This is a genomic window from Candidatus Nanosynbacter sp. HMT-352 (assembly GCF_022819345.1).
GTDB lineage: Bacteria > Patescibacteriota > Saccharimonadia > Saccharimonadales > Saccharimonadaceae > Nanosynbacter.
In genome coordinates, this window is record NZ_CP089288.1 from 488,442 (window position 1) to 514,690 (window position 26,249).

General features: G+C 44.2%; 26 protein-coding genes and 2 tRNA genes. 14 read left to right on the top strand and 14 right to left on the bottom strand.

What is annotated here, in order from left to right; genetic code table 11:
* Positions 1–49 precede the first annotated feature (49 nt).
* Positions 50–2,026, bottom strand: coding sequence for an ATP-binding protein (locus tag LRM46_RS02600; RefSeq protein WP_243812911.1), 1,977 nt, complete (start codon positions 2,024–2,026; stop codon positions 50–52).
* A 117-nt stretch (positions 2,027–2,143) separates the two neighbouring features.
* On the opposite strand from LRM46_RS02600, the gene LRM46_RS02605 reads away from it, so the two are divergent.
* A tRNA-Glu gene (locus LRM46_RS02605) sits at positions 2,144–2,218 on the top strand.
* A gap of 114 nt (positions 2,219–2,332) precedes the next feature.
* Here LRM46_RS02605 and LRM46_RS02610 read toward each other — a convergent pair.
* The 6 genes from LRM46_RS02610 to LRM46_RS02635 all read right to left on the bottom strand — a co-directional run bounded on the left by LRM46_RS02610 (position 2,333) and on the right by LRM46_RS02635 (position 10,145).
* Positions 2,333–4,477, bottom strand: a complete 2,145-nt coding sequence (locus tag LRM46_RS02610) for an AAA family ATPase (protein WP_243812912.1) — start codon at positions 4,475–4,477, stop codon at positions 2,333–2,335.
* A 116-nt stretch (positions 4,478–4,593) separates the two neighbouring features.
* Complete coding sequence (locus tag LRM46_RS02615; protein ID WP_243812913.1) at positions 4,594–4,977, bottom strand: response regulator transcription factor; 384 nt, start codon at positions 4,975–4,977, stop codon at positions 4,594–4,596.
* 8 nt (positions 4,978–4,985) lie between these two features.
* Positions 4,986–6,512, bottom strand: coding sequence for a sensor histidine kinase (locus LRM46_RS02620; protein WP_243812914.1), 1,527 nt, complete (start codon positions 6,510–6,512; stop codon positions 4,986–4,988).
* Positions 6,503–7,609: a DUF3048 domain-containing protein gene (locus LRM46_RS02625; protein WP_243812915.1), complete on the bottom strand. Its 1,107-nt coding sequence runs from the start codon at positions 7,607–7,609 to the stop codon at positions 6,503–6,505. The genes LRM46_RS02620 and LRM46_RS02625 overlap by 10 nt, the downstream gene beginning before the upstream one ends.
* A 38-nt stretch (positions 7,610–7,647) precedes the next feature.
* Positions 7,648–9,093, bottom strand: coding sequence for a glutamate--tRNA ligase (gene gltX, locus LRM46_RS02630; protein ID WP_243812916.1), 1,446 nt, complete (start codon positions 9,091–9,093; stop codon positions 7,648–7,650).
* A 29-nt stretch (positions 9,094–9,122) separates the two neighbouring features.
* Complete coding sequence (locus LRM46_RS02635; protein WP_243812917.1) at positions 9,123–10,145, bottom strand: DUF4367 domain-containing protein; 1,023 nt, start codon at positions 10,143–10,145, stop codon at positions 9,123–9,125.
* 182 nt (positions 10,146–10,327) lie between these two features.
* On the opposite strand from LRM46_RS02635, the gene LRM46_RS02640 reads away from it, so the two are divergent.
* Complete coding sequence (locus LRM46_RS02640) at positions 10,328–11,731, top strand: PEGA domain-containing protein (RefSeq protein WP_243812918.1); 1,404 nt, start codon at positions 10,328–10,330, stop codon at positions 11,729–11,731.
* A gap of 9 nt (positions 11,732–11,740) precedes the next feature.
* Here the strand turns inward: LRM46_RS02640 and LRM46_RS02645 are convergent, their stop codons facing one another.
* Entirely contained in the window at positions 11,741–13,156 is a 1,416-nt protein-coding gene (locus tag LRM46_RS02645; protein ID WP_243812919.1) for a sortase, read from the bottom strand.
* A 91-nt stretch (positions 13,157–13,247) separates the two neighbouring features.
* Here LRM46_RS02645 and LRM46_RS02650 point away from each other — a divergent pair.
* Positions 13,248–13,334 (top strand) — tRNA-Leu (locus LRM46_RS02650).
* Between the two features lie 124 nt (positions 13,335–13,458).
* Here the strand turns inward: LRM46_RS02650 and LRM46_RS02655 are convergent.
* From LRM46_RS02655 to LRM46_RS02665, 3 genes are all read right to left on the bottom strand, one after another.
* Complete coding sequence (locus LRM46_RS02655) at positions 13,459–13,674, bottom strand: hypothetical protein (RefSeq protein ID WP_243812920.1); 216 nt, start codon at positions 13,672–13,674, stop codon at positions 13,459–13,461.
* Positions 13,675–13,801: 127 nt separating this feature from the next.
* Positions 13,802–14,587, bottom strand: coding sequence for a carbohydrate kinase family protein (locus tag LRM46_RS02660; protein ID WP_243812921.1), 786 nt, complete (start codon positions 14,585–14,587; stop codon positions 13,802–13,804).
* Positions 14,588–14,592: 5 nt separating this feature from the next.
* A complete protein-coding gene (locus tag LRM46_RS02665; RefSeq protein ID WP_243812922.1) occupies positions 14,593–15,393 on the bottom strand; it encodes an exodeoxyribonuclease III in 801 nt (266 codons plus the stop codon).
* A 30-nt stretch (positions 15,394–15,423) separates the two neighbouring features.
* Between LRM46_RS02665 and LRM46_RS02670 the strand changes: the two genes are divergently transcribed.
* Genes LRM46_RS02670 through LRM46_RS02680 form a run of 3 tightly spaced genes read left to right on the top strand, consistent with a single transcriptional unit; the run spans position 15,424 to position 18,597 of the window.
* A complete protein-coding gene (locus LRM46_RS02670) occupies positions 15,424–16,233 on the top strand; it encodes an alpha/beta fold hydrolase (RefSeq protein WP_243812923.1) in 810 nt (269 codons plus the stop codon).
* A gap of 20 nt (positions 16,234–16,253) precedes the next feature.
* The gene (locus tag LRM46_RS02675) at positions 16,254–17,279 is read left to right on the top strand and encodes a glycosyltransferase (RefSeq protein ID WP_243812924.1); all 1,026 of its coding nucleotides are present in this window, start codon (positions 16,254–16,256) and stop codon (positions 17,277–17,279) included.
* A 19-nt stretch (positions 17,280–17,298) separates the two neighbouring features.
* A complete protein-coding gene (locus LRM46_RS02680) occupies positions 17,299–18,597 on the top strand; it encodes a glycosyltransferase (RefSeq protein ID WP_243812925.1) in 1,299 nt (432 codons plus the stop codon).
* A gap of 29 nt (positions 18,598–18,626) precedes the next feature.
* On the opposite strand, the gene smpB is transcribed toward LRM46_RS02680, so the two are convergent.
* On the bottom strand, positions 18,627–19,103 hold the full coding sequence (gene smpB / locus LRM46_RS02685; protein ID WP_243812926.1) for an SsrA-binding protein SmpB: 477 nt from the start codon (positions 19,101–19,103) through the stop codon (positions 18,627–18,629).
* A gap of 89 nt (positions 19,104–19,192) precedes the next feature.
* Here smpB and LRM46_RS02690 point away from each other — a divergent pair, with 89 nt between their 5' ends.
* Positions 19,193–20,851 carry an ABC-F family ATP-binding cassette domain-containing protein gene (locus tag LRM46_RS02690; protein ID WP_243812927.1) on the top strand — a complete coding sequence of 553 codons (1,659 nt, stop codon included), beginning with the start codon at positions 19,193–19,195 and terminating at the stop codon, positions 20,849–20,851.
* A gap of 50 nt (positions 20,852–20,901) precedes the next feature.
* Here LRM46_RS02690 and LRM46_RS02695 read toward each other — a convergent pair whose 3' ends face one another.
* Together LRM46_RS02695 and LRM46_RS02700 are read right to left on the bottom strand one after the other, a co-directional pair.
* Positions 20,902–21,189 carry a glutaredoxin family protein gene (locus tag LRM46_RS02695; protein WP_243812928.1) on the bottom strand — a complete coding sequence of 96 codons (288 nt, stop codon included), beginning with the start codon at positions 21,187–21,189 and terminating at the stop codon, positions 20,902–20,904.
* A 48-nt stretch (positions 21,190–21,237) separates the two neighbouring features.
* Positions 21,238–21,462 (bottom strand): hypothetical protein, encoded by a 225-nt coding sequence (locus LRM46_RS02700; protein ID WP_129637302.1) that lies wholly within the window; start codon positions 21,460–21,462, stop codon positions 21,238–21,240.
* A 39-nt stretch (positions 21,463–21,501) separates the two neighbouring features.
* Here LRM46_RS02700 and LRM46_RS02705 point away from each other — a divergent pair, with 39 nt between their 5' ends.
* Genes LRM46_RS02705 through atpG form a run of 7 tightly spaced genes read left to right on the top strand, consistent with a single transcriptional unit; the run spans position 21,502 to position 26,222 of the window.
* Positions 21,502–21,762: a hypothetical protein gene (locus tag LRM46_RS02705; protein ID WP_243812929.1), complete on the top strand. Its 261-nt coding sequence runs from the start codon at positions 21,502–21,504 to the stop codon at positions 21,760–21,762.
* A complete protein-coding gene (atpB, locus tag LRM46_RS02710; protein WP_243812930.1) occupies positions 21,759–22,595 on the top strand; it encodes a F0F1 ATP synthase subunit A in 837 nt (278 codons plus the stop codon). The genes LRM46_RS02705 and atpB overlap by 4 nt, the downstream gene beginning before the upstream one ends.
* A 36-nt stretch (positions 22,596–22,631) precedes the next feature.
* Entirely contained in the window at positions 22,632–22,844 is a 213-nt protein-coding gene (locus tag LRM46_RS02715; protein WP_129637300.1) for an ATP synthase subunit C-like protein, read from the top strand.
* Between the two features lie 16 nt (positions 22,845–22,860).
* Positions 22,861–23,403, top strand: coding sequence for a F0F1 ATP synthase subunit B (gene atpF / locus LRM46_RS02720; protein WP_165000031.1), 543 nt, complete (start codon positions 22,861–22,863; stop codon positions 23,401–23,403).
* Entirely contained in the window at positions 23,404–23,802 is a 399-nt protein-coding gene (locus LRM46_RS02725; protein WP_243812931.1) for a F0F1 ATP synthase subunit delta, read from the top strand.
* An 8-nt stretch (positions 23,803–23,810) separates the two neighbouring features.
* Positions 23,811–25,337, top strand: coding sequence for a F0F1 ATP synthase subunit alpha (gene atpA / locus LRM46_RS02730; RefSeq protein WP_129744594.1), 1,527 nt, complete (start codon positions 23,811–23,813; stop codon positions 25,335–25,337).
* A gap of 3 nt (positions 25,338–25,340) precedes the next feature.
* On the top strand, positions 25,341–26,222 hold the full coding sequence (gene atpG, locus LRM46_RS02735) for an ATP synthase F1 subunit gamma (protein WP_243812932.1): 882 nt from the start codon (positions 25,341–25,343) through the stop codon (positions 26,220–26,222).
* Positions 26,223–26,249: the final 27 nt, after the last annotated feature.

Genomic DNA, 26,249 nt, shown 5'->3' on the forward strand with positions numbered 1-26,249 from the left:
TTTATACTATACTGAAGTTTTGACAAAAAATCCATAGTTCTTATGGCTATTATTCGCGTCCAGGTATGGACAATTGCTGGCGTTTTCTTCGCAATTCTTCCTCAATTTCAGCCAACGTTGGCTCGGAAGAATTTCTGGCTGGTTGTGGAATTTCTGGCTGGGTCGTCGGGACTGCGGGCGCGGATGGAGCTGGATTTTCTGGAGTTGCGATTGCGGCTGGATTTGAATCGGCAATTTCGCTATTATTTTTTTCAGCCGCGATATCTTCCGCCTTCTCTTCTGCGGCAATTTCAGTTTCTTCTGGAACGGTAGAATCTGGCATTGAATCTTTAGCTTCCGCAGATTCTAATCGCTGCTTGGCTTCCGAACTACTCATGCGAGGAATTTCCAAATAGAAAGTACTTCCCTCTTTATATTTGCTTTCAACTCGCAAGTTTCCAGACATCGCCTCGGCCAAGCGGCGGCTCAAATATAGCCCCAAGCCAGTTCCGCCAATTTCTCGCGTGTCAGAATTGTCCACCCGATAAAATTTTTGGAATAAATGCGGAATATCTTCGGCGGGAATGCCAATGCCGCTGTCTTTTACGCTTACGGAAATCTGCTTATCGTCGCCGGTAATATTGACGACAACTTCGCCCGACGGCGTGTATTTGATGGCATTTTCAATCAGATTGCTGACAACTTCCCTAAAATGGTCAGGGTCAATATTGGCATAAAAAATCGGCTGCAATGACTTCTCCTTACCTTCATCAATTATGTCTGGCATGAAGATATAATTGAGCTGCTTTTCGTTAGCTTTCGTCGCTAAACCATCAAAAATATCCTTCAAAAATTCGTTCACGTTGATGATCTTCGGGTTATTTTTCATTCGCCCGTCTTCAACTTTGCTAATGTCGAGGAGATCTTGGAATAAGCGCCCCAGATGTTGCGCTGATTCATGGGCTTTGGTAATGAAATCGCGGGCTTTCTCGTCGATGTGAGCGGTGGCTGGATTTAACGCCAGACCCAAATAGCCCTCAATTGACGCAACTGGCGTACGCATCTCGTGGCTGGCGGTGGAGATGAACTCGGCTTGCTCGCGCTCCTCGGCTTTTTCTTTGGTGATGTCGCGGAAAACTACGATAATTCCTTCGCCGTCCGTGCCGACTGGAGAGCTGACGATTGATACTAAAATGCGTTTTTCAGAGCTGGTCAATAGGAATAATTTATCGTTGTGCGTTGGCTGGTTTTTTGATAAGGACTGGGCTATTGGATTATCGAGGTCCTCTACGTCTTTTCCGTCTGAGGTAACGAGTTTTAAGACGCTTTTCCAATTAAGTCCGAGAGCGTCGCCTTGGTCCCAGCCGATGATTTGTTGGGCGGATGGATTGATTAATTCTATGTTGCCGTCTTTGGAAATAGCCAGAACGCCGTCGTCGATAGCATTAATCACTACGTCAGATTTGTTCTCAACCGCGGAAAGTCTATTCTCCAGATTGGATGTATTGTCATCAGTTTTTTGGCGGCGAATCCATAAAACAAGGCTGAAAATCAAAGGCAAAAATCCGAAGAATAGGTAGCCGATGATGAATTGTATATTTATTCCCTGTTGAACGCTGGCGGCTATAATTTGCAAAATAACCAAAAGTCCCATTATTCCTAAGATTATTGCGCCGAAAAATCCTGCAAAAATTGCCACGATAATCCACATAACTAAGAATGGTGAAACGACTCCGCCGCTGGTAATTATGGTGGTTGCGGCGACGGTGACGGTTAATAAATATACAAAAATTCCGATTTCAGTTTCGTGTTTTCTGGGAAGCCAAAAACATAAAATCAGCACAATTAAGCTGCCAATTCCTGCTACGCCAGCCGCCAAATCTGAGACCGATAATCCGATTGGTAGTTGATAACCGGTCGGTATAAATCGTGCCCATGCGTATAAAAGAATGATCGTAAAACAGCTCAGCAATGCCACTTCACACAATCTCCTTAGCCAAAATCTGGAAATTGCGTGAGGCTTAAAGTAAATCCCGCCCTTTTTCATGCTTTTATTATGGCGAATTTTCAGAAAAATCTCAAGTGATAAATATGACATAGAGGTTGTATGGATGCGGAAAAGTAGACAAGCCTCCTCTTCTCGTGGTATAATCCATGGAGTTACGGCCCTATCGTCTAGCGGTTAGGACACCAGGTTCTCATCCTGGCAACCCGGGTTCGATTCCCGGTGGGGTCACCAAGAATAGTTAACTTATTAAAAAACATCTACATGAAGGTGTTTTTTTAATTTGTGAAGTAGTATGCTTCAATTCTCAATATTCTTCAACTTTTCGTATAAATACAGACTTTGCAGTCAGCGGATATTATTAGAGCTATCATCTTGCTCCCAATATTTAGTAAAGTGATCCTCTGCGTTATTAGACCGGAACAGTTCTTTTAGTATTTCTATTATTTCTTCTTTCGTCTTGCCGATCTGCTCGCTATCTAGGTCATCAATAGAATGAACGTTGACATCAAATAGTTTTTTTGCACTTTTATTACTGTCTTTGTAAAATTCTTCTATCCCGTTAAATTTTTCGAATGTTTCACATATACGCCTACAGCAGCTAATCATTAAGGCTGGCTTGTTCTCGACGTATAAGAATTTTAATTCTATCCATAGTAGCTCGTAGCTGGTATGGAGATCGCAGTCTCCTTTTCTAATTGGCTGTATGGATGTTTTGTTTCCGTCTGATAATAGATGAATATTGTCGTATTTTTTGTAAAATTTTTCTTGGCTTTTCCTGACATTTAAGTAGAAATGACAGTTGTGAGTAAGGACTATGAAATAGTCTTTCTTATTTATCATAGCTAAATAAATGCGTTGAAGTTCAGATATCATTAGATACTGTGTAACATCATCATTGCTTGTCATTGGGTCGTCGAAAATAATTATCCTTGGATTGCTGCTGTCTCCTTCTTCGTCAAGCTTAAAGATAAAATAGAGGAAGGCTACAATATTCATCTCTCCTCTACTAAGATTTTCGACATTTCTTAATTTACCGTTATATCCTAGAATTTGATACTGACCTTTTTGTTTATTGTCTGGATTCTGTACTAGCTCGAGAGAAAAAGAATTAATGCCGAATTGTTTTAGTAGCTGATTTATTTTTGTTGCCGCCAACTGCTCATTCTTTGTTTCTGAAATTAAGTCTTTTATCTCTTCTTTCTTCCCTCGGATATCTTCTTTTATTTTTTCAATTTCTTCTTTTTTACTATCCATTAAGGATTTTAATATAGATAGCTGCTCGTTATTTTTTGTATAATCGAATTCCTTGAGGAGTTGTGCGACGTAGCTCAAGCGAATAGCCTTTTCTGCTTTTGTTTTCCTTTCCGAGATTTCGTTTGTGAAATTATTCGCGTCATCGACTAGCTGTTTCATTCTATTATTAATATCTTCAAAGCCCTTGGGAATATCTTCCTTTATTGGATCAAGCTTAACGAAGGGGGATTTTTGTTTTTCTAATAAAGCGCCTTTTATTATTGACAGAAAAATCTTTATCTCATTTACTCTAGATGTAATAAGGTTATTAACTTCCGACACCTCTTTTAATAAATGCCTGTAGAACATCTCCGGCTCAATGCGCTTAATTTCATCTATTTGCTTCTCGATTTTTGAAATGTAGTCAAGTTCGTGATTTATGCGTTCTTCGGTTTTTGCAAGCTCTTCATTGAAGAACCGGCTTAGTTCGCTCCAACGGTTTTCTTCAAAAATAGATCCGCAAAAAGAACACTTGTCTCCCGGCTCATGAAGTTTCATGCCCTGCCTTGCGAAATTTTGCTTATCAGGATTGTCTGATAGCTCTGGCAGATTGGTCGGTTGAGGTGTTTCTGTTCGAATAATTTCATTTGCAGAGGTAAGAATCTTTTTTAGCTCATAGTCTTCAATTGGTGACAGATTGACTATTTCTTTTTTATCCTCTTTGATAATACTATTATTATTTTTTAGCTCATCTTCCTTTAATTCTACTGGATTTAATTTTATATCATTTTTAAAATTATTCTTGTTATAATTCCGTCCAAGATTACACTTGTTGGTTATCTGTGCTGCACTATTGGTAAAGAACTTCTCTATTTTATTACTGCATTCGCTATAGGAGTTTTCCGACTTTTTAAATTCTGCACATAGGTTATTATTATAATTAATGTCGTCATCTATTATTGTTTCGTTTAATTCATCAATTTTTCTGTTTAGATTATTGATTTTACCTTGAATTTCAGAGTTTTCCTCTCCAAGGGATATTGCGTTCAGTTGTTTATTCTCGGCAACATTTTCAAAATCTTTAAATACTCTCACGTCATAAGAATCTCTATACTGTTCTATTATGGCGTTGGTTATAGTGGTTTTACCGGTGCCATTTCTGCCAAAAATAAAAGCGGGCTTACCTTCTGTGAAAGATATTTTCTCATCCTTAAATCTGTCTGGATACTGCGAAAGATCTATGTCGATTGTAGTCATATTACTCATTCTAGCATTCTTTCAGCTATCTTTGCGCTTTAGTTTTGTCTAATTTAAGGAAAGTGTTTGCCGACTTTACGTTTTTTTATTTATCCTATGGCTTTTTATGAATTGTGCTAAGAGTTGTCACTATCCATCTGCTTAACGACATCTATCAAATTCCGCGGCGTAATGTCAGCCTTAATTAGATATCCGTCAACGCGACTCATAACGGATTTTCGTGAAGCCTCGTCCTGCTCAAAATTGGTCATAATCAGAATCTTACTATTCGGAACCAAATCGACATTGTTATTTCTCAGCGCGTCTAAAATCTGGTCGCCGCGTTGCTCTGGTAACATCAAATCTAAGATTATCAAGTCAAAATTCTGGTTACGCGCCGCCACTAGCCCGTCATTTCCGTCAACCACCCACGTCACGTCATATCCCGCTTTTTGCAAGCTTCTGACGTACATTTCGCCAATAAATCGATCATCTTCCACGCATAAAATTGTCTTTATCATAATTCCTCCTAGCCCTTATACATAGCGTGATTTTTTATCCAGCCGCCGCCCTTTCGTATCAATTGATTATTCAACTGCCCGTCTTCTAGCAATTTATCTTTAACTGTAGCATAAATTGGCAAAGTGAACGAGAATACCGAGCCTTCGTTTTCGCGGGATCGAGCGATTATCGAGCCGCCGTGCGATTCGACAAAGGCTTTGCAAATATAAAGCCCAATTCCTGTTCCAGCCACAGCCTCGCGTGATCTGTGTGATCGGTAGAACTTGTGGAACAAATTGTCCACAACATTCGCCGGCATACCAATTCCGTTATCGGCGACGGACACTTCCACGAAGTCGCCTTTTTGTTCGGCAGAAACCGTAACTGATCCGCCCTCAAAACTGTATTTGATGGCATTGTCAATTAGATTACCAATCACTTCCCCGATACTTCCGTGATCGGCGGCTACGGTTGGAAGGTCATCTGGAATATTGACGCTGAGCATTCTGTGTTGCGTCGAGGCGCGAAGCTGCATATCATCAGCAATCGAGGCGTAAATATTAGCGACAGTATCTTCCAACAAATAAACCTTCAAGTGATGTCTATCGTATCTGGCAACGTTAAGAATATTGTCAATGTAGCTAGACAAGCGATTGGACGAAACGACCAACCTGTCAAGAAGTTGCCTTTCGTCACCCTGTAGGCGCCCAGCAAACTCTTCGTTGATAATGTCCAGATATCCACGAATAACCGTAATCGGTCCGCGAAGTTCGTGGGCGGCAAATGAGATGAAATTGAGGTCCTCTTCTTCTGGCAAATATCCTTTAGACTTGTCGATGAGGAAAATGACAGTTTCGGCGGCGGCGCCTTTCTCAAATGAAGCCACGATATCAAAAATCCGCGTTTTTTGGATGATGTCGGGGTTGGTGCTAATGCGTTGCCAACGGCGTTCGGCTTTAATTTTCTCATTGGAGATTTCGTGAAGCCAATCGGAAATGCTCGGTTCGTTTAGAAAATCAAGCGCCAGAAAATCCTCGCCTTTTGCGTTCCTGGAAATCGGGGCGGCGGAATTGGCGAAGATAATCTTCTGATTGGAATTAAGAATCACGACGCCAGTGCTGGCTTGATTTAGAGCTTGAGTGAGCGGAATTTTTGGCTTGTCGTTGTCGTTAGCTGGTTTTTGCTCTGGCTGATAATCGCCATAAATTGCCTGAAGCGCCGTCTTAAATCCAGTTTTTTCGTAGCGTTTATCGTTAGGATTTGGCGGAGTGTCGGTTGTCGGTTCGCCAATTTTATGAGAAAGTGCTGCCAGAATTTTATTAAGCGGCGCAGCGATAATTTTAACGATAGAAATTGAAAATAGGATTTGTAAAATAGCGGTAATTAAAATGATAATCCAGAAATTTAGCTGGAATACGGAAATTGCCGTGAAGTGGAGTGCGATTCCCAGCCCCAATATGATGCAGGCGCTCGCTGACAATAAGACTAATATGACTTTTCGGTAATAATATTGTTTGTACTCGCGCAAAGTTTTAGATGCTGGATCTATTGCCATGAAACACTTCCCCTTCCTGGCGTGAAGGCTGCAATCCATGTTTGTCCGCGATTTAAGGCGATGTCTTTTCCGGATTCGTCTATCAATTTAAGCGGCGAATTGATGTCCGCTTTTGACCAAGTGGCGGTGGCGACTGTGCCGTTTTGGAAAATGTAAGCTTTGCCGGATCCTGTCGTTTTGACATCTTCGTAGCCATCGTAATTTTGAGCCCGAGCTTCAACGCCCACTTCCATAGCTACAACGGTATTTGGAGTAATTTGTCCATCTTCCCTGTCAGTGTGTGGCGCGCCAGCCATGCTCCTGGGGTAAGAATTTGACGCCTTGTCGTAAGCGTATGAGGTGTTGTAGAGCGACCCACTGAGGTTTATGTTTACAGATGTGGCGTTTGGTGATTCGACAGGCTTGCCGTCTGCTCGCGCGAAGCTGGTGAATTCGGAATTGTTATAGCCTTTTGCGCTGTTCAATTGATCAAGTTTTTCTCCTGAAGTATAGACGTTGTGCGGCGCGTAGCGGTCGCGAGATCGCCAATATGATCCGTCGTTAAAGAACTGGTCGATGTCGCGATAATTGCCGTTTCTGACTTGAGATAAAGCGTTGGGGCTTCCGCCAACGTGCGCGATTGATGCTTGATATGGCGCCGCCCAGCTCAAATAGTACAATCTCAAGCTTCGCACTGGACCGATTAGCGCCGGCTTTTCTCCCTGGTACAGAGCCAAAAACCTAGTAATTCCGCCTTCCGCCACAGCTTCATAAACCACGCCGGCTTTCTTCAGTCCTGACTGTGGTCTGGCGGCTGGACTATTCTCAATCATCACGCCAGTTACGGGCAACTTTGCGGCGGCTTCGTTCGCGATTTCCACGCCAGTTAGCGGCGAATAAAACTTCTTCGGCGCGGGTTTTTTAGTTGGTAATTTCAGATCCACGCTAGCGGTCTGCTCGTATTTTATGGAGTGAATTGCAATTATGAAAACTCCAGCAATAACCGCTGCGCTCACCACGAGCACAATTGCCAGAATGTGCTTTTTTACCCATTCTTTGAACGACTCCCAGCGAGCGTTCTTTTTTTGTCCTGATTTATCTATTTTTTCAACATTCATGCTTATGCTTAGTATAGCATTTTCGGCGCACGAATAAACTATTTTTGTAGATAATTATCGATTCTTTGCAGAGTTTTTTCCTTGCCAATTAGCGCCAGCGTGTCGTTAAGCTGCGGACTAAACGGCGCCCACGTCGTCACAATTCTCACCAGGCTAAACAAAATCCCCGGCTTTCGTCCTGTCGTTTCCAGCAATTGATTAAGGTAATTCTGAATTGTTTCTGGCGTCCAATCTGTAATTTTCTCGAATTCTTGGCGCGCAATTGACAATAATTCTCGTCGTTCGTCGTCGGTCAATTTGCGAAGTTGCTTATTTCCGTCAATCAATTCCGTATCAATTTCAGGCTCGACGAAGAAATAACTTGTTAATTTTGGCAAATCCTGTAATGTCTTCAAGCGATCTTGCGCCAATTCTAGAACGCGCTTTTTATACGATTCGTCGGCGTTTTTGGCTTCTTCGCCCCAGAATGATTGGCAGCGAGAATAAAGATCGTCCAAGCTAAGCGAGCGAATCCATTGACCGTTCAGCCAAATGAGTCGTTGTTCGTCAAATCGCGCGCCAGATTTTTGAACGCGGTTGAGTGAGAACTTTTCAATCAGTTCGGCTTTACTGAAAATTTCCTGCTCCGTGCCGTCATTCCACCCAAGTTGCGCTAAGAAATTAAGCATCGCTTCTGGCAAAATTCCCTCTGATCGATACTCAGTTACGCTTTTAGCACCGTCACGCTTGCCAAGTTTTTTATTTCCCGATGGCGCCATAATGTGTGGCACGTGTGCTAGAATCGGCGGCGTAATTTTAAGAGCTTCGTAAAGCGACAGATATTTAGGCGTGCTGGCAATATATTCCGAGCCGCGAATCACGTGCGTGACTTGCATTTCGAAATCGTCAATGATGTGTGCAAAATTGTAGGTTGGCAGACCGTCCGCTTTGATCAGAATGAAATCGTCCAAAGCTTCTGGGCCGGCCGACAATTCGCCCATAACGGCATCTTTCCAAGAATATCGCTTAATTTCTGGAACTTTGAAACGCAGCGGCATCCCGAGCTGCCACTCTGGCGGATTTTCTGGACGATGGTCGCGATATAAAAATGCGCGCTTTTCAGCCCTGGCTTTGTCGCGGAAAACTTGCACTTCTTCAGGCGTGTACGGATCGGCGTAAGCTAGTCCTTCGCTGATCATTTTCTTTGCCCACTTTATGTAAATGTCGCGGCGATCTGTTTGGTGATATGGACCAAAATTGCCAGACTCTTCTTTTGGATTGTTAAGAGTTGGTCCCTCATCCCAATTTAGTCCTAGCCAATTTAAGGTTTCCAAAATCATTTCTTCCGCGCCTTCGACGAACCGAGCTTGGTCCGTGTCTTCAATGCGTAAGATGAAATCTCCCTGATGCGCCCTGGCAACAAGGTATGTGTATAGCGCGGTGCGGACGTTGCCTAAGTGAATATAGCCAGTCGGACTTGGCGCAAAACGAGTTCTAATAGTCATGAGTAAATTATAGCACGTTATCTGATGAGTTACAGGCTAGTGGCGATTTTTTCAATTTGGCTGCTTGAGAGGTTCGCGTCGCCACTGATTTGATATAAAATCCCGCCGTTCACCCAAGCCGCTTCTTTCCCGCCGCTGTAAATTGTCAATCCGTCGATCATCGTGGTGTTTGGATTCTTGTGCTTTTCAGAGAAAAATTCTTTCACTGCTGACGAATTCCAGCCGCTTTTTTGCTGGGTTATGGTGTACCCTGAACTTCCGTCGGCGTAGGCATATTTCATAGAGACCTCACCCGATTTGAATTTGATGGGTCCGTTTAAGGCGTAGCCGTCTGGCTTGTAGCCTGGATATTTGGCATCAATTCCCGATTGAACGGCTGCCATTTTTATGGAAATATTTGGCATGCTCAGATATGTTAAATAGCCACCGAGTAGCATCACCGCAAAACCAACAGAAAACGTATTCAACCAACGTAAGGCGCCGCCCTTTTTCTGGCGTCGACGTGCTTTTTTATTGCTGATAATCTCATTCGATAAAGCTTTCTCAATCGCTTCGTTTTTCAATTGGTGAGCGGTTTTTACGACTGGCTTTTCTATTTTTTGCGGAGCGACGGCGACAAGCGGATTGTTATTCATAGCCAGAGGCTGGCGCTCTTTTCGCAATTTAGTATCAACGCTAAGAGGTCTTTGTTGAGCGCGACGAGTAACGGGGTGAGCTTCGGCTGGGCGGTTAATAGCAATTTTCTGAGGAACTGGCTTGCTGACAATTGGCGTAGAAAACTTCTTCACGGCGATATGTTGTTTCACGTCGACGCGAGCTTTCTGGGGTTTGGCAGCCAATGGCGTACGCTGCGGCATTTTAACGTGCCGGCGATTCAATGTGCTGGATTTCTGAACGTGTGCGGCGTGAATATTTGATACAGACGTACCACGCTTACTGATTGATTGTTCTTTTTCTATTTCAGATTTTTCAATCTTAATATCATCCATTACCATTCCAGTAATAGTATTGTAAGCTCGTCCATTGATAACCACGTAGTTTTTACTTGCCATTAATCCCCCTAATGTTTATTCCTGTATATTATATTACAAATCGCCTAAGGTTTTTTCAAGTGTAAAAATATGTTATAATTTCCGTAATTATGTACCAGAAAAAGAATCGCACTAAAGAGCTCGCACGGCGGACCTTTGTGTACACGCTGATGACATTATCACTTATAATTCTTCTTACGTTTTTGACGTTTAGAATGCTCGGCTATACGTTTGATCCGAATACGAAAGAATTGCAACAAACTGGACTTGTCCAATATGAATCACATCCTGGCGGGGCGCTGGTTTATGTTGACGATATGGAGCTGCGCCGCACTCCGACGAAAAGCACTGTTCTTCCTGGTAAGCACACTTTTTCGATGAAATTGGATAAATACGAACCGTGGCAAAAAACGTTGAATATTAAATCTGATACCGTGACAAATCTGAATTACGCCAGACTGATTCCGACAAAACGCGAAACTACCGAAGTAAAAACGTTCGACTCATTACAATCCATTTCTCTGTCGCCAGCTGGTAATTTCTTGATGGGATTTGGCGTTAAGGATAAAACTCCTATTCTGACAATTGGCGACATTCGCGACACAAACAAAGATAAGGAAAAGTTCACGGAACATGCATTAAGCACGAGCGTTTTGGCTGGCTATTCCCTGTCTTCTGACAATCATACGTTTACTGTGTCGGAGTGGGACCGCGATTCTCGTTACGCGCTAGTGAAGCATTCGTATCCAGCGGAAAATAACGCTACGGGCGTGCAGTGGTTGGTTTTTGATAGAGAAAATCCAGAGAAAATTACCGACGTAACAGCAATGACTGGTTTTGGAATTAAGCAAATTGGCTTTGCGGGGACTGGCGCACACACGGCTTACGCCTTGCAGGAAACTGGCGAATTGAGGCGAGTTGATCTTGATAGCTCGACAATTTCCAGCCCAATTTTGACTGGCGTCGAATCTTTCAAGCTTTACGGCGACGATCGTTTGTCCTACCTGGCTGTTATTGACGGTAAAAAAGTGGCAGGAATTTGGAAACGAGATTGGAAAGAGCCGTTTGTGATTGGCACTTTTGCTACTGATTCTACCCCGGTAATTCGAATTTCTCGCTATTTCAATAAAGACACGGTGGTTTTGACTGATGGCAAAAATATGACAATTTATAGAGGCGACATTTCGGATTCTAAGGACCGCCAAAAAGAGTTCTTAAAAACGGCAAAGATTATTAAAACCGATAATGCGATTACGAGCATAACGATGGACAATGCTGGGCGATTTATCGTGGCGCAAAACGGCGCGACATTGCAGACTTATGATTTGGAGCGTAAAGAATTGTCGAGCGCGTTTAACATCGGCGTGGCGCAGGAAGTGAAGTGGCTTGACAATTTCTATATCCGTAGCATTTCTGCGTCGGGAAAAATGGAGATTCGCGAGTTTGACGGCACGAATGCTCATACGTTGATAAGTGTTAAGCCTGGTTTGGATTCTGTTTTGTCCTCGAACCAGCGATACGTTTACGGATTGACAACCAACGCTTCTGGAAAAATTGTCCTGAGTAAAATGAATATGGACAATGGATCGACTGGGTTATTTAATTAAATAGCTAGTCTATCGACCGCCGAATAATTTCTCAAGTAAAGTCGGCTCGGGCTTTCCTGGGATATTTGATTTGTTGTTTTGCTGCTGATTTGAGCTGGATTCTGACGTCGCAGTGGCTTTGCTTGGGTCTGGGCTGATTTGTTCCGCAAAGATAAGAAGTCGCTTTTCTGCGGTTCCTAAAGGCACACAACTTACAAGTGTCAGCATTGGTTTATCTGTATTAATCTGAACTTTTGAAACTTCGGTTGGCATAACAACTTCTGTTGAAGTTATCTTGTAAGTGTAGCGCTTTCCATTATAATTCATGTAAATAATATCGCCCTTGACCAACTTTTCATTCTGAGCAAAGACGAATTTATAATCACCACTAGCAAAGGCATCGTTACTGGAGTGTGCGGCAAATACGGCATTTCCGACTTCGCCTGGCACGGCGCTGGCGCCAGGAATTGAAAAGTGAGCTACTCCCTTCTCCATGGCTTTTGATTGCGATTTTGTGTCGCTGGCGGCGCCGTAAATGACCGGCGCGTCAACGTTAATCTTTGGGATGATAATCCTAGGTTCAGGTCCGACAGTTACGTCAGTGGAGGCGTCAACGATGATGTTTTGCGGGTTAATTGCGCCAGGTGTTGTATAGGCTGCGACCGCGCCGAAAATAACGCGGTTATATTGCAAAAACATGAAGACTAACAGCACCGATAATCCAGCAATCGCTGGAACAAAATGTCGGGATTTTTTCACCTTATTTGCGGAGTCGCGAACCTTTTGCTGAATTTGACTGCGGAGTTCTTTTATGGCTGCTTTTTGTGGGTCCAGAGGCTCGTCTGCGCTGATTACTGGCGTGATATTCTGATTTTCCTCCGTCAATCGAGAAATTTCACGGTTCTTTGCCGCAATGTCGCCGGCGTAGTAACGCTCATAATACATCTGATAATATTTCTGCCAAGCACTGTGGTATTGCTTCCATTGGTCGGCTGAAACTTGAGTGTGGATGGTTGAATTTTGAGTTTGAGCGGCTTGGTTTGCGGGTGCGGAATTGCTAATTTGTGGATTTGGCTGAATCTGGGTTTGGGCAATTGGCGTCGTCCGCATAGCGTGATTAGCAGAGTCTTTTTTCAGCTCTGGCTGTGGCGTTGTTGGAGCTTGCTGAGGTTTGACTATTTGTGCCTTAGGCTGTTCTGATCGGACTTCGGGTTTTGATTGTGATTGAGCGGAAAATGGTTGCGGCTGAGATCTTTCTGGTGCGGAATTCTGTTCTTCTGTTCTGGAATAAATAGCGTCAAGTTGACCACGAATAACATCAGCAGCGGCATTTTGCGAAGCTACCGAATCGCGAGTTGGCGGCGTGAGAGATCGGCGCTGATCTGATACCGGCATGCCCACTCGACCGTTTGATTGATCATCCGTCGGATACATAACTTCTTTCATTATACGTCAAATTGATATCAAATAAAAGTCGTGCTTGTGAGAAATTGCTGGTTGTGTTACAATCATACGGTAGCTTGGAGCGTTCTCTTGTGCCGCGGTGGCGGAATTGGTAGACGCGCTAGACTCAAAATCTGGTGAGCAATAGCTCGTGCCGGTTCAAGTCCGGCCCGCGGTACCAGAGGCAGCTTCAGGTGATAATCGTCCATTTTGGGCGATTTTTTATGCAAAGAAAACAGCCCGCAGAAAGGCATTATGCCGAGGCTTTTTATAGCCTTCCAGGCAAGCTGTTTTCTCTGCGGGCTTTACAGCCCCTTTTCTTCCCCATTCAGCCCTGCATTCAGCAAGAATGCGAGCCCAGAGCAGAATCCACCCAGCGCTCCAATGAGCGCTGCGGGGATGAGGTCGGTTTGTAGCAGAAGTGCTACTATCGCTCCGACTACCGCCCCGATCAGGGCGAAGGTGATGACGATTGATGTAACCGCGATGATCATGACAAGTACTGTCGTCGCTATCCGCATGACACTTCCTTTCAGTAAGTGTTCACTCGTGACCAAGGGCTACTCTCGCCCTTGACAAGTCCGAGCGAAAGCTTGTTAGTATAATACAACTAATTGTACGTAATGTCAAGCGGATATTTATGCGAGGCTACATTTTGCAGATAGCGGTGCTGATTGCTGCTAGCGGCGCTTTCGGCGACCAAATCAAGTAGCTTGCGGCGCGGGCGCCGACGGTTCCTCGCCAAATTGCCATTGGTGCGTCCCATTTTTGGGTGACGACTTCTCCGCTGTGGGCGATTATTAAATTGTCGGCATGAAAAACGCAAATTGTTACGGGATATGTGATGGTGAATTTGTGAAGAGCTTCGACGAGTTGCGATAATTGAATGCTGAACGTAATCATTTTTGGATAAAAAATTGCGCGGAATATTTTCTGAACTTGCGCTAAACTCGCTATGAAAACCACGTGCGGATTGTCCAGAATTTCCTGAAAACTATTTTGCACGAGGTCAATCGCGTCTCGCGTCAGCACGACAGGAATTTCTGACTTTTTGATCAATTCTTCGTAGACAATTGCCGTTTGACTATTCCGTCCAGCGTCGCCGCATAATAGCAATACGTCCGCCCATCTTTCTAGCGCCAAAGTTTCAGTGAGCGCTTCGTTTGCCAGACTGCCCGATTGGTTTGTTGGCGCGAATAGCACGTCGGTCATATTCGCGGGAACATTTTTTTTCAAGGCGTCAGGCAGTAAAACGCGAGCCTCGCCCACGCCAGTTTTAAGGGATTCTTGGTAACTTTCTGCCACCGCCAAAAAGCCTAATTTGTTGCCGCCGATAATTCCCAATTTCCCTGCTTGGTCGCGTCGTTCTGGCTTGTTCCATTCGACATCTGGAAAAAGTGGCTTCCCTGGTTCTTGTTTTTGCCAAAATTTCATATCCATTATAGATTTACCTCAATGCTCACCGGGCAATGATCGCTGCCCATTTGTTCTGGATGAATTTGCGGATTAGTAACGCGATTTGCAATTTCACGCGACGCCAGCCAATAGTCAATCCGCCAACCAACATTTCGCGCTCTGGCATTCGCCCAATGCGTCCACCAAGTGTACGCGCCAGTTTTTTCGGGGAAAGTCGCCCGGAAAGTGTCCGTAAATCCAGCGTCCAAATAGTTCTGAAAACCTTCCCGCTCTTCGTCGGTGAAGCCGTGCTTGCCGACGTTGGGTTTTGGATTCGCCAAGTCAATTTCCTGATGCGCCACGTTCATATCGCCGCAATAAAGGACTGGCTTTGATAATTCCAATTCTTCCAGATAAGCCAACACTGCCTTGTCCCATTTTTTATATCGCAAATCCAATCGGCTTAAATCCCCTTTTGAGTTCGGAGTGTAGCAATTGACGACCCAAAAATCGTCAAATTCAGCGGTAATGATTCGTCCTTCGTCAGCAGGATTGCCGTATTCGTCGCCCGTTAAATCAAATTGCTCAATGATGTTCGGCGGAAATCCGTCGCGCCAGCTTAAGGGCGGAATTTTTGAGAAAATTGCCGTGCCAGAGTAGCCTTTTTTGGTGGCGGAATAGAAATGTTCGTGATAATTTGGCAGGTCAATTTCAACCTGATCTCTGGTGGCTTTGGTTTCTTGTAGGCACAGAATATCTGGATTGTACGTGTCGATGAACTTAGCAAATTCACCCTTATTTATAACTGCACGAATGCCGTTTACGTTCCAAGAGAAAAGCTTCATAGTTTTATTATACCGTGATGATATAATTTAATGAATATGCTACCAATGTACGATAAGTTTTTGGGCGAAATATCAAGCGGCTTTATGGACGTCGGAGGCGTGAAAACTGCTTGTTATTTTTATCAAGGTGGCTCGAATAAAACTATTTTGCTAATTCACGGCATTGGTGGCGATTTTCACGGGCTGATTCCGTTAGCTTACTGTCTGAAAAATGATGCGAATTTGGTGTTTGTTGACTTGCCTTCTCACGGCAGAAGTCAATTGATAAAAGATATGAAAATGAGCGACGTTGAAAATTGGGCGATGAATTTGATGTCGGCTTTTGACGGTAAAGGCGTGTCAATTGACGAGGTTGTTGCTCATTCGCTTGGATGTTTGGCGGCAAATAAAATGCAATGCCAGAAAATTTGGTACATCAGCCCTCCGATTAAAACTTCGGTTATGTCGAGAATTTCCTCGTCGTTCTTTTACCACACTCGTCGGATAAGTCAATATATCTATTTGAACTATTATTTTTCAGTGTTCCGTGGGCTGTGCTTGGTGAATAATAGACGGAAAAATGTCGTGGATTTGATACGGTGGCTGACGAAAAATACGCGAGTAACGCGGCGGCAATATTTGGAGCAATCGAAAATTGCGCGGGACATTTCTCGGGGCAATAAAATTATTATTTCTGAGCGTGAGTTTACGGGATTGATAGTTGGGCGACGGGACAAGATTTCGCTTCCTGTGAACGCCGCCGATGGTGTAAAAATTGATAAATTTGTGGAGATTGATACGGGGCATTTGTCGGTGTTGGATAGTCCAGAGCTGGTTGCCGAATTGATATTGGCGGAATAATTATTTGCTATACTGTAGGTATGAGTAAGAAAGACGATAAAAAACTAATTGTTGATATGATTTCTGAGAGCGAATTCACTGTTCAGGGTCATGGTGTACATACGGCATTTGTAGAGATGACAAATGCACTTAAAGATCGTGATGATATTGATATTGCGGTGAATAAGGCTCGGTTAGACGCGGATATAGTCCATGCGCAAACTACTGGACTGTATTCGATGAAAAAAATGCGTCAATCTGGCGGAAAGAAGGTCGTGTCTGCTCATGTTGTACCAGCTTCTTTTATAGGTAGTATTAAGGGTGCGAAGTTGCTAGAGCCACTTGCTCGCGCGTATTTACGATGGTTTTACAATAAAGCTGATTTGGTCTTGGCGGTATCTGATTATACAAAGAACGAACTGGAAAAAATTGGTGTCAAGAAGCCAATTTCTGTACTATACAACACTATAGATACGGCAAAATATGCCAATTCACTGGCGAAGAAGAAATCTGCTAGACAAAAGCTTGGCATTAGCAATGATGCTTTTGTGGTCGTTGGAAGTGGTCAAGTGCAGCCACGTAAGCGTGTCGATGTGTTTTTTGGTATGGCAGGAAAGATGCCTGATGTGGAGTTTGTATGGGTCGGCGGCGTGCCGTTTGGAGTGATTGCGGCTGAGAATGGTGCTATGCAAAGAATGATGAATAATCCGCCAAAGAATTTGAAATTTACCGGTGTGATACCGCTTGACGATGTTGCTGATTATTACCGTGCGGCAGATGTGTTTGTATTGCCGAGCGAGCAGGAAACCTTCGGTTTGGTTGTTGTTGAGGCCGCTGCCGCAGGATTACCTGTTGTCTTGCGAGATATTTCTGATTATGGCACAACATTTAGAGATGGGGCGGTAATGGCTTCGTCTGATAGCGATTTTGTTACCCAAGTAGATAAACTGAGGCGAAATAAGAAATTTTATAGCCAACAATGTCTATTAGCAGAAAAGATTGCCAAACGTTTTGACAGCAGTGCTGGCGCTGAGCGATTGGTTGAATTTTATCGATCGCTGATATAAATGGTATAATGGGGCTATTATGAGGATAGGACTTTTTACGGACAGCTACAGACCGTCCATTAACGGTATCGTTTACGTTGTTGAATCATTAAAGCGCGAGCTGGAAGCTTTGGGGCATGAGGTTTATGTTTTTTGCCCAGCAAAGTCTATTAGTCCGTCCAAGCAAGCCGAACTCCTTCACGAAGATGAGAATAGTCGAATAATTCGTTTTCGCTCAATTACGGGCGCGTTCTTTGATGATTACGACACGTCGGTGTTCTTCCCTCCTGTGGTGCAGCGTCAAATTGCTAATATGCATCTGGACGTTGTTCATATTTTTACGCCGTCGCAAATTGGTCTATTGGGCGTGAAGGCAGCGAAGAAAAATAACATTCCTTTGATTATTCAGCATTGTACGGATCTATACGAATTCGTCGATCATTATCCTGCGGTTTTGCCAGGAGTTTTGGCGTTGGCGGGAGTGGTTTTTCCGTTGTCGGTAAAATTGAATGGACAGGATTTGCTGGAAGTTGCCAAATTATATCGTCCGCGTAATGGCGTAACGAAATGGAATAAAGATATTATTGAGCGCGTCATAACTATTTTATACAGCAAGGCGGATGCGGTGATTGCTCTGTCGCGTAAAAGCCGCGATCAATTGGAGTCTTGGCAGACCGAAGATTACACCTACGATGTTACTTTAATGCCAAACGGAGTGAATGCTCTTCCGCGGGCGAGCGCGAAGCGGGTTGCAGAATTTCGCGAGCAATGGGGTCTTGACGAAAAAGATGAAGTGTTTGGCTTTGTGGGGCGTTTGGGTGAGGAAAAGAATTTGCCAATTTTGATTCAGGCGTTTAGTGAGTTTATTGCCGAAGCCCGTCCGAAATCGAAGCTATTGTTTGTTGGCGATTTTGAATATCGAAAAACTTTGGAAAAAATGGCGGCTGAGACGGATTTTGCGGATAGGATTATATTTACTGGCGCTATGCCACGAGAAGATTTGGGTGTGGCGTATAAAGTGATGAATGTGTTTACTTTTCCTTCGCTTAAGGATACGCAGGGCTGGGTTCTTCACGAAGCCGCTCACGCCGGAAAGCCGATTGTTATTATTGACAAGGAAGTTTCAGAGGTCGTGAAGGATGGAGTTAGTGGCTATTTTGCGGAGAATGATCCAGAAAGTGTCGCGGAAAAAGTAATTGCAATTCTAAAAAGCCCGAAGAAACAAGCAGAATTTAGTGCTGAAAGTAAGAAGCTGGCTAATAAATTCACGGAGCGCAGTCAAGTGAAGAAACTTGAAAAGCTTTATGAAAATCTAATTAAAGCGCGCGAAAATCAATAAATTCTGAGCCTGGTTCGTAGTCAATGCGATTATCTATTAGAGATGAGTCGTCTGGTTTCTCTGTCTTGGTCGCGGCGTTTGATGGTTTGGCGCTTGTCGTAATTTTTCTTACCTTTTCCGAGCGCAATTACAACTTTAATGAACTTTCCATTGGTCAACAATTTGGTCGGGATAATTGTCATTCCCTGTTTTTTGGCTTCTGTAAAATTGGACAATTGTTTTTTACTGACTAGCAATTTCCGCGCCGAAGTGTCGACTGAGCGGCTATTTGCTTCTCCGCGAACGTTTAATCGCAGTGAAAAGCTGGCGTTATTTAGCCACAATTCGCCATTTCTTAAGCTAACAAATGAGCCTTTAAGCTGGACGTGTCCTTCTCTGGCGGCTCGCACTTCCATTCCAGTTAAAACCAAGCCGGCTACAATTTCTTCGCCAAGTTCATAATCAAACCGTGCGCGACGATTGACAATATTCTGTGTGGCTGGTTTTTTAGCTTTTGGCTTTGACATGGATTATATTATAGCAAAACTTAACGCGACAGTATATTTAGGCTAGTTTGGTGCGGCTGAAATATGACTTATGCTACAATATCTCAAGCATGATAGCCGACATTCACATTACTGAGAAAAGTTTTGGCGATAAGACGTTGATGAAAGACGTCAAGTTCAGTGTGGACGACGGCGAGAAAGTCGGCGTGGTTGGTCGTAACGGTGTTGGCAAGTCGACGCTGTTTGGAATATTGAGCGGAAAAGACACTGATTATACTGGCGAGGTTATTTTTCGGCGCGGCATTACGGTTGCGACTACCGCTCAGGAGCATCACGGTTTGGGTGAGCAAACGGTCATGTCGTATATTCTTGGCGGACTTCCAGAATATTCCAAGCTAAAGAAAATTATCGATGAATATCCGCTGACTATGGGCGATAATATGCGAAAAATTGAGGAATATACACAAGCTTTGGAGCGATTTGACCAAAAAGGATTTTATCAAGTTGAAGAAAAAATTGAGCGAGAGCTGAGCAATTTTCAATTAGATGGTTATGGCAATCGGCGGATTTCTTCCCTGTCTGGTGGACAAAAAAGGCTGGTGGAAATTGTTAAAATTATGCACTCGGAGGCGCATCTGGCGCTAATTGACGAGCCGACAAACCACATGGATTACGTTGCGAAACAGCAGTTTATCGACTGGATGAATTCGCAGCCGCATCAAGCGATGCTAATCATTACGCATGATCGCGATGTGCTTGGGCAAGTTGATCGAATAGTTGAGATTAAGGACGGTCAAGCCGTGAGTTACCGTGGAAATTACGACGCGTATTTGAAGCAGAACGCGCAAGCCACGACAGCTGGAATGAACAATTTTGAGCAGATTGAGAAGCGAATTGTTAACCTGAAACAAAAAGTTTTGGACTATCAAAGGCTTAAGGAAAAGTCGCGAAATCCTGGCACGATTCAGAAATTTAAGCGCTTGGAGAACGAGGCGCGAGCGGAGCTGGCGGAATTGTCAGAAATGGAAAAGCCGACGTTTTGGATCGACAAAGAATCCGTTGGTCAATTGGATTATAAATCGGCGGAGCGTTACGGAAAATTCAAGTCGCGTAATATTCGCCTGAACATGAAAGACGCTTCCAGTCGTAGTCAGCACGTGTTGGTTCGCGCGGAAAATGTGGCGGTTGGGATTGGTGAGCGGATATTGTTTGAGGATGTGAATATTGATTTGCGTGAAGGTGAAGCGATTGAAATTAGAGGTCGCAATGGCGCTGGTAAGACTACGTTGATTCGGATGATTTTGGCGTCGGGCAAGAGTTTTGACGGCGGTCCTATTCTTTATTCTGGCGATATTTTCCTTGATCCGCAGGTTCGAATTGGCGTTTATGAGCAAGAAATTGACGAGCGATATCTGTCTGATCCGTTAGAAAAAGCGATTGAAAAATTGTATATGAGTCGCGATTTGTCGATTTCTGATACGAAAATTCGGCAACTTTTGGCAGATTATTTGTTCACGGACGCTGATCGAATGACGCCGCTGGCTCGCTTGTCTGGCGGTCAAAAAGCTCGCTTTCAGATTATTGCTATGCTGGCGAACGACCCGCAACTGTTAGTTCTGGACGAGCCGACGAACCATTTGGATTTGCCGAGCATCGAAGAGCTGGAAACGGCGTTGGTCAAGTATTCCGGCGCGATTCTTTACGTCAGCCACGATAATTATTTCCGCGAAAAACTTGGCGGCAAAGTTGTGCAAATTGGCGCAGAATAAAAATTTTCCGCCAGAATTTGACGGAAAATCTTAAGTCTATTTTCAAGAAATTAGTCAGCTAGTAAGCCGTTTTTTCGTAGCAAATCTTGTAGTTTCGGTCGATCAAAACCAAGCACTAATTCCCCGTTAATATCCGTTACCGGCACGCCTTGGAAATTGCCACCATTTTTATTTAGCAATTCCTCTTTTGCGCCAGGATCAGCCTCGATATCCTTAGAAACAAAATCAATTCCCAGCTTCTTCAGCCATTCCATTTCCGTGTGGCAAAACGCACACCAGCTAGTGCTGTATACGACAACTTTTGTGTCTTGATGGTTGTTCGTTGTGTCTTCGCTCATATATTCCCCTATTTAATAACACTTCCAATTATAACATAACGGTTACGTCTATTTAGAATTCTTCGACGTCAAATGCCAATTTTTGCACCATTCGCAGTGATATATATCAATCGACAAATTCGGGTTTGCTAATTCTTGGATTTCTGCTGCTTGGCGCGCTTTTATCTCTGTTGAGAAGCGACGTTTTTTCTGGCAATTAGCCAACCCTGAAATTGACATCAATGATGTTTTTTGGCTTTTTTGACTATTTTTTGAATAATTTCGTCGTGGCATCTTGCAAAATAGTATAACAGATTGATATAGTGGAAAGTAATGGTAAAAGAAACTGACATTTCGGCTAATGATACAGGCGATTCTGGTGCGATGATGATTTTGGCAAGGACGATGATTGGTACAATGTGGCGAATGTTTTTGCCGACAATTGGTTTGACTTTGTTAGGATTGTGGTTGGATAATGTCAGCGGAATGAAGATGAGATGGTTGCTTGCTGGAATTGTTTCTGGCGCGATTTTCTCAGTGATTCTCGTAGCTTTGCAAATTGCTAAAATTAAACAGCAGGAGTTGAAGAAATGATCGATTATATGGCAAGCGCTGGTCCGCATATTTCAGTAAAGGTTGACGAAGTTTTCAACATTGCTGGCGTATCTATTACGAATTCACACTTGATGGGATTCTTGGGATTGATCGTACTGGTGTGGGCAATGTTCCGTACTCGTGCGGCGGTTTTGGGCAAAAAGAAACATAATTTTATCACGAGGCTAATTCAGTGGACGTTCGACGGACTTTATAATACAGTTTGCCAAGTTATTCCAGATCAAAAATGGGCGCGTAAAGTTGCTCCGCTCTGTATTACGTTGTTTTTCTTTATCGTTGCGCAGTACTGGCTGGGGCTTTTGCCGATTGTCGGTCCAATTACAATTGGTGAACATCACACTCCGCTGTTCCGCGGTGGAGTTGCGGATCTTAATATGACTTTCGGCTTGGCAATTGTAACGATTGTTGCGGCGCAGGTTTACGCGTTTAAGTATTTGGGTTTCAAGGGTAATTTGGGGCGATATTTTGTTAACCCACTGCGCGATCCAATTATGTCATTTGTTGGTATTCTGGAATTGGTGGCTGAGTTCTCGCGAATGCTGGGGCTGAGTTTCCGTCTGTTTGGTAACGTTTTGGCTGGCGAAATTCTCTTGGCAATTATCGCTTATATGACGAAGTTTCTGTCGCCCGTAGCTCTGCAGCCGTTCTATTTCTTTGAGTTATTTATCGGCGGTATTCAGGCATATATTTTCTTTATGTTATCAACTGTGTTTATTTCCCTGGGGCTGGCTCACCATGATTCACACGAGCCAATTGATGAAGTTCACTCCTCTGTTGAAACTAATAAATTAGCAACATCAGAGAGTGATTAAATTAGATAATAATTAATTAAAAGGAGAATATTAACAATGGAAGCATTAGCATTCACACTTACCTACGCAATCCCAGCTGCATTTGCTGCAATCGGTGCCGCAATCGTTGGTGCAGCAGCTATGAACGCCGCTGGTCGTAACCCAGAAAAAATCAACGACCTACGCACAATGATGATCTTGGGTATTTCATTCATCGACGCTATTGCTATTATCGGTTTCGTCGCAGCAATCGTCGGCAAAGTTATGTAGTTTTCGGGAGTAAATTGTGGAGAAAATATTAACACAATTTGCCAATTCTGGCGCATCGGAAAAAGCTGGTTTGTTTGATTCGCTAGGTATTGATTGGGCGCTATTGGCGTTTCAGACGGTAGCATTTTTAATCTTGCTATTTGTTCTTCGCAAGTTTGTCTATCCGCCAATGATGGAAATGCTCGTCAAGCGAGAAAAAGACTTGAAAGCGGCTGACGCGGCGGCAAAATCTGCTAAGGAAAATGCCGACCGAGCTGAAGAAATGACCGCCGAAATGATGCGGAAAGCGCGAGCGCAAGCTAGCGACATCGTGGCGTCTGCTCGAGAAGAAGCGACCGAAGTCGTTGAAGAAGCGGCTAAAAAAGCGACTGCCAAATCTGAAGCTTTGATTAAAGAAGCGCATAATACGATTGCTCAAGAAATTGAGAATGCAAAGAAAGATTTGCACAATTCGACACTAGAGTTGGTGGCTGAAGCGACTGGCAAGGTTTTGGGCGAGAAAATTGATGCGAAGAAAGATACAAAGCTGATTTCGGAAGCGCTTGAGGAGGCTGAATAGATGAGATTAGTGTCCAGGAGAAAGTTGGCAAAGTACGCGGCTGAACAAATTTTAGCTGGCAATGACGCGGTATTAGAAGAAATTGCTGGTCTTTTGATTTACGAAAAGCACGAACGTGAAGTTGATTTGTTGGTGCGAGATATTGAGGCTGAGTTGGCTGAGCGTGGTGAAGTTGTAGCGTCGGTCGAGAGTGCGAGAGCGCTCGATGACAATACAAGGCGTAAAATAGAGCAATTTCTGGCGACTGCGGCGAGCGGTAAAAATAGCAAGCCAAAAGTGTCGCTAAGAGAATCAATTGACCCGACGTTGATTGGCGGATTTAAGCTACAAACGCCGACCGCAACACTGGACGCAACGGTTTCGAAGAAGTTAAACGACTTGCGGGCGAAGAAAATCTAGGAGGAAAAATGAGCAAGATTGATGTGACAGAATTAGCCAAAAGCCTGCGGGAAAAAATCGCGCAGCTGGAGGCGACAGAAGGTTTGGAAGATGCTGGCGTGGTTATTCGCGTTGGTGACGGCGTGGCTTGGGTGCATGGCTTAAGTAGTGCTGGCTATAGCGAAGTGCTGGAAATTGAAACTGACGGCGGCACGGTTGAAGCGTTTGCTTTGAACTTGATGGAAGATGAAATTGGTGCGGTGATTCTTGGCGGCGAAGATAAGGTTAAGGCTGGCGCCAGCGTTCGCCGTAAGGGTTCGGTGCTAGACGTTCCTGTCGGTGAAGAGCTGTTGGGGCGAGTGGTTGACCCGCTAGGTCGGCCTCTTGACGACGGTCCAGCGATTAAGACGAAGAAACGTGGTTTAATTGAGCGTCCCGCTATTGGTGTGATGGGTCGTAAATCGGTTCACGAACCTCTGATGACCGGTATCATGTCAATTGATGCGATGTTCCCAATCGGTCGTGGTCAGCGTGAGCTTATTATCGGTGACCGTCAAACTGGTAAGACGGCAATTGCTATTGATACGATGATCAACCAGGCTCGTCAAAAGACTGGCGTGGTGAACGTTTATGTGGCGATTGGTCAGAAATTGTCGAAGATTGCTCGATTGGTCGACCGATTGAAAGAAGAAGGCGTGATGGACCAGACGATTATCGTTGCGACCAGCCCGTCCGATGCGGCCTCCCTGCTTTACTTGGCGCCTTACGCCGGTACCGCCATGGGAGAATATTTCCGCGATAACGGCGGTCACGCATTGATGATTTATGACGATTTGACAAAGCACGCGGTGGCTTATCGACAAATGTCGCTATTGTTGCGCCGTCCACCAGGACGCGAAGCTTATCCAGGTGACGTCTTCTATTTGCACTCACGATTATTGGAGCGCTCGGCTAAATTGTCAGATAAACTTGGCGCGGGAAGCTTGACGGCTCTGCCAATTATTGAAACGCAAGCTGGCGACATTTCCGCTTACATTCCGACCAACGTGATTTCTATTACCGACGGTCAGATTTTCCTGGAAACCGACTTGTTCTATCAAGGCATTCGCCCAGCCATCTCAGCCGGTCTATCAGTTTCTCGTGTTGGTGGCGCAGCTCAGACGAAAGCCGTTAAATCTGTCGGCGGAAACTTGAAACTTGGTCTTTCTCAGTTCCGCGAATTGGCGTCATTTGCTCAATTCGGCTCAGATCTTGACGACGCAACAAAGGCTCAAATTGACCGCGGTCAGCGACTCACTGAACTTTTGAAGCAGCCACAATATCAACCAATGAGCGTTTGGGAGCAATTTGTCAGCATTCACGCGGTGACTGGCGGCATGTTTGACGATGTTCCAGTTTCTAAGATTAAGGATGCGCAGTCTGCCCTATTGACTTATCTCTGGAAAAATTCTAAAGATGCTATGCGCGAGCTAAACAAGGGCGATAAGCCTTCGGATGAGCAATTGAAATTGATTGACGAAGCTACAAAAGAAATAGCGAAAGGATTTGAGGAGTAATTCATGCCGAGCACTCGCGCGCTGAAAAATCGCATTCGTTCGGTGGACTCGACTAAGCAGATCACCAAGGCTATGCAGTTGGTGGCGGCTAGTAAAATGCGTCGCGCTCAAGAGGCGGACAAAGCTTCTGCGCCGTACACAATGGCGGCGGAAGAATTGCTGTCTTATTTGGCTAGCCAAGGCGCAACCGACAATCATCCGCTGTTCGTTAGGCGAAAGATAAATAAGCGATTGATTATCGTGGTGGCCAGCGACAAGGGTCTGGCTGGCGCATACAACACCAACGTTTTGAAGAAATATTTGGAGCTGTTAAAGCGTGATGACGAACGCGGAATTGAGAACTTGACTTTGACGATTGGTCGGCGAGCTTCGCAATTCGCAACGCGTCTTAAAGATACGAAAATCATCGGTACGTATGAAGATCTGCCAGATCAGCCGTCTGGATTGACGTTTCATACGATTTTGAATACGGCAGTAAATATGTTTGAAAATGGCGAAGTTGACGCCGTTACGCTTGTCTATACGCGTTTTGTGAATAGTATGGTTCAGACCGCTGAATTGGATAGATTATTGCCAGCAGGAACGAAAATCTTGGTTGATCCGAGTGAGGTTTCTGACACGATTTCTGACGCCAAATATGAGCCGAGCATTCCAGAAGTTTTGGACGCGGTGGCGTATCGTTTGGTTGGTGCGCGACTGTTGCAGGCGTTACTTGACGCTCGAGCCAGTGAACATTCTATGCGTATGATGGCGATGAAGAATGCTACGGATAATGCCAGCGATTTGGTTGACGATTTGACGCTAGCTATGAATAAAGCTCGTCAAGGGGCGATTACTCAGGAACTTGCTGAAATTTCTGGTGGCGTGGAGGCGATGGAACAATGATAAAGGAGATCTTGAAGTAAAGGAGCA

What these genes read in the sequence shown, in the direction of transcription:
- atpB (WP_243812930.1), top strand. Translation starts at nt 21,759, where the DNA reads ATGATCGATTATATGGCAAGCGCTGGTCCGCATATTTCAGTAAAGGTT.
- LRM46_RS02675 (WP_243812924.1), top strand. Translation starts at nt 16,254, where the DNA reads ATGAGTAAGAAAGACGATAAAAAACTAATTGTTGATATGATTTCTGAG.
- LRM46_RS02700 (WP_129637302.1), bottom strand. Translation starts at nt 21,462, where the DNA reads ATGCCACGACGAAATTATTCAAAAAATAGTCAAAAAAGCCAAAAAACA.
- LRM46_RS02655 (WP_243812920.1), bottom strand. Translation starts at nt 13,674, where the DNA reads ATGCGGATAGCGACGACAGTACTTGTCATGATCATCGCGGTTACATCA.
- LRM46_RS02660 (WP_243812921.1), bottom strand. Translation starts at nt 14,587, where the DNA reads ATGAAATTTTGGCAAAAACAAGAACCAGGGAAGCCACTTTTTCCAGAT.
- LRM46_RS02625 (WP_243812915.1), bottom strand. Translation starts at nt 7,609, where the DNA reads ATGAATGTTGAAAAAATAGATAAATCAGGACAAAAAAAGAACGCTCGC.
- LRM46_RS02600 (WP_243812911.1), bottom strand. Translation starts at nt 2,026, where the DNA reads ATGAAAAAGGGCGGGATTTACTTTAAGCCTCACGCAATTTCCAGATTT.
- LRM46_RS02615 (WP_243812913.1), bottom strand. Translation starts at nt 4,977, where the DNA reads ATGATAAAGACAATTTTATGCGTGGAAGATGATCGATTTATTGGCGAA.
- LRM46_RS02620 (WP_243812914.1), bottom strand. Translation starts at nt 6,512, where the DNA reads ATGGCAATAGATCCAGCATCTAAAACTTTGCGCGAGTACAAACAATAT.
- LRM46_RS02670 (WP_243812923.1), top strand. Translation starts at nt 15,424, where the DNA reads ATGAATATGCTACCAATGTACGATAAGTTTTTGGGCGAAATATCAAGC.
- smpB (WP_243812926.1), bottom strand. Translation starts at nt 19,103, where the DNA reads ATGTCAAAGCCAAAAGCTAAAAAACCAGCCACACAGAATATTGTCAAT.
- LRM46_RS02680 (WP_243812925.1), top strand. Translation starts at nt 17,299, where the DNA reads ATGAGGATAGGACTTTTTACGGACAGCTACAGACCGTCCATTAACGGT.
- LRM46_RS02695 (WP_243812928.1), bottom strand. Translation starts at nt 21,189, where the DNA reads ATGAGCGAAGACACAACGAACAACCATCAAGACACAAAAGTTGTCGTA.
- LRM46_RS02705 (WP_243812929.1), top strand. Translation starts at nt 21,502, where the DNA reads ATGGTAAAAGAAACTGACATTTCGGCTAATGATACAGGCGATTCTGGT.
- gltX (WP_243812916.1), bottom strand. Translation starts at nt 9,093, where the DNA reads ATGACTATTAGAACTCGTTTTGCGCCAAGTCCGACTGGCTATATTCAC.
- LRM46_RS02665 (WP_243812922.1), bottom strand. Translation starts at nt 15,393, where the DNA reads ATGAAGCTTTTCTCTTGGAACGTAAACGGCATTCGTGCAGTTATAAAT.
- LRM46_RS02645 (WP_243812919.1), bottom strand. Translation starts at nt 13,156, where the DNA reads ATGAAAGAAGTTATGTATCCGACGGATGATCAATCAAACGGTCGAGTG.
- LRM46_RS02635 (WP_243812917.1), bottom strand. Translation starts at nt 10,145, where the DNA reads ATGGCAAGTAAAAACTACGTGGTTATCAATGGACGAGCTTACAATACT.
- LRM46_RS02610 (WP_243812912.1), bottom strand. Translation starts at nt 4,477, where the DNA reads ATGACTACAATCGACATAGATCTTTCGCAGTATCCAGACAGATTTAAG.
- LRM46_RS02690 (WP_243812927.1), top strand. Translation starts at nt 19,193, where the DNA reads ATGATAGCCGACATTCACATTACTGAGAAAAGTTTTGGCGATAAGACG.
- atpA (WP_129744594.1), top strand. Translation starts at nt 23,811, where the DNA reads ATGAGCAAGATTGATGTGACAGAATTAGCCAAAAGCCTGCGGGAAAAA.
- atpG (WP_243812932.1), top strand. Translation starts at nt 25,341, where the DNA reads ATGCCGAGCACTCGCGCGCTGAAAAATCGCATTCGTTCGGTGGACTCG.
- LRM46_RS02715 (WP_129637300.1), top strand. Translation starts at nt 22,632, where the DNA reads ATGGAAGCATTAGCATTCACACTTACCTACGCAATCCCAGCTGCATTT.
- LRM46_RS02725 (WP_243812931.1), top strand. Translation starts at nt 23,404, where the DNA reads ATGAGATTAGTGTCCAGGAGAAAGTTGGCAAAGTACGCGGCTGAACAA.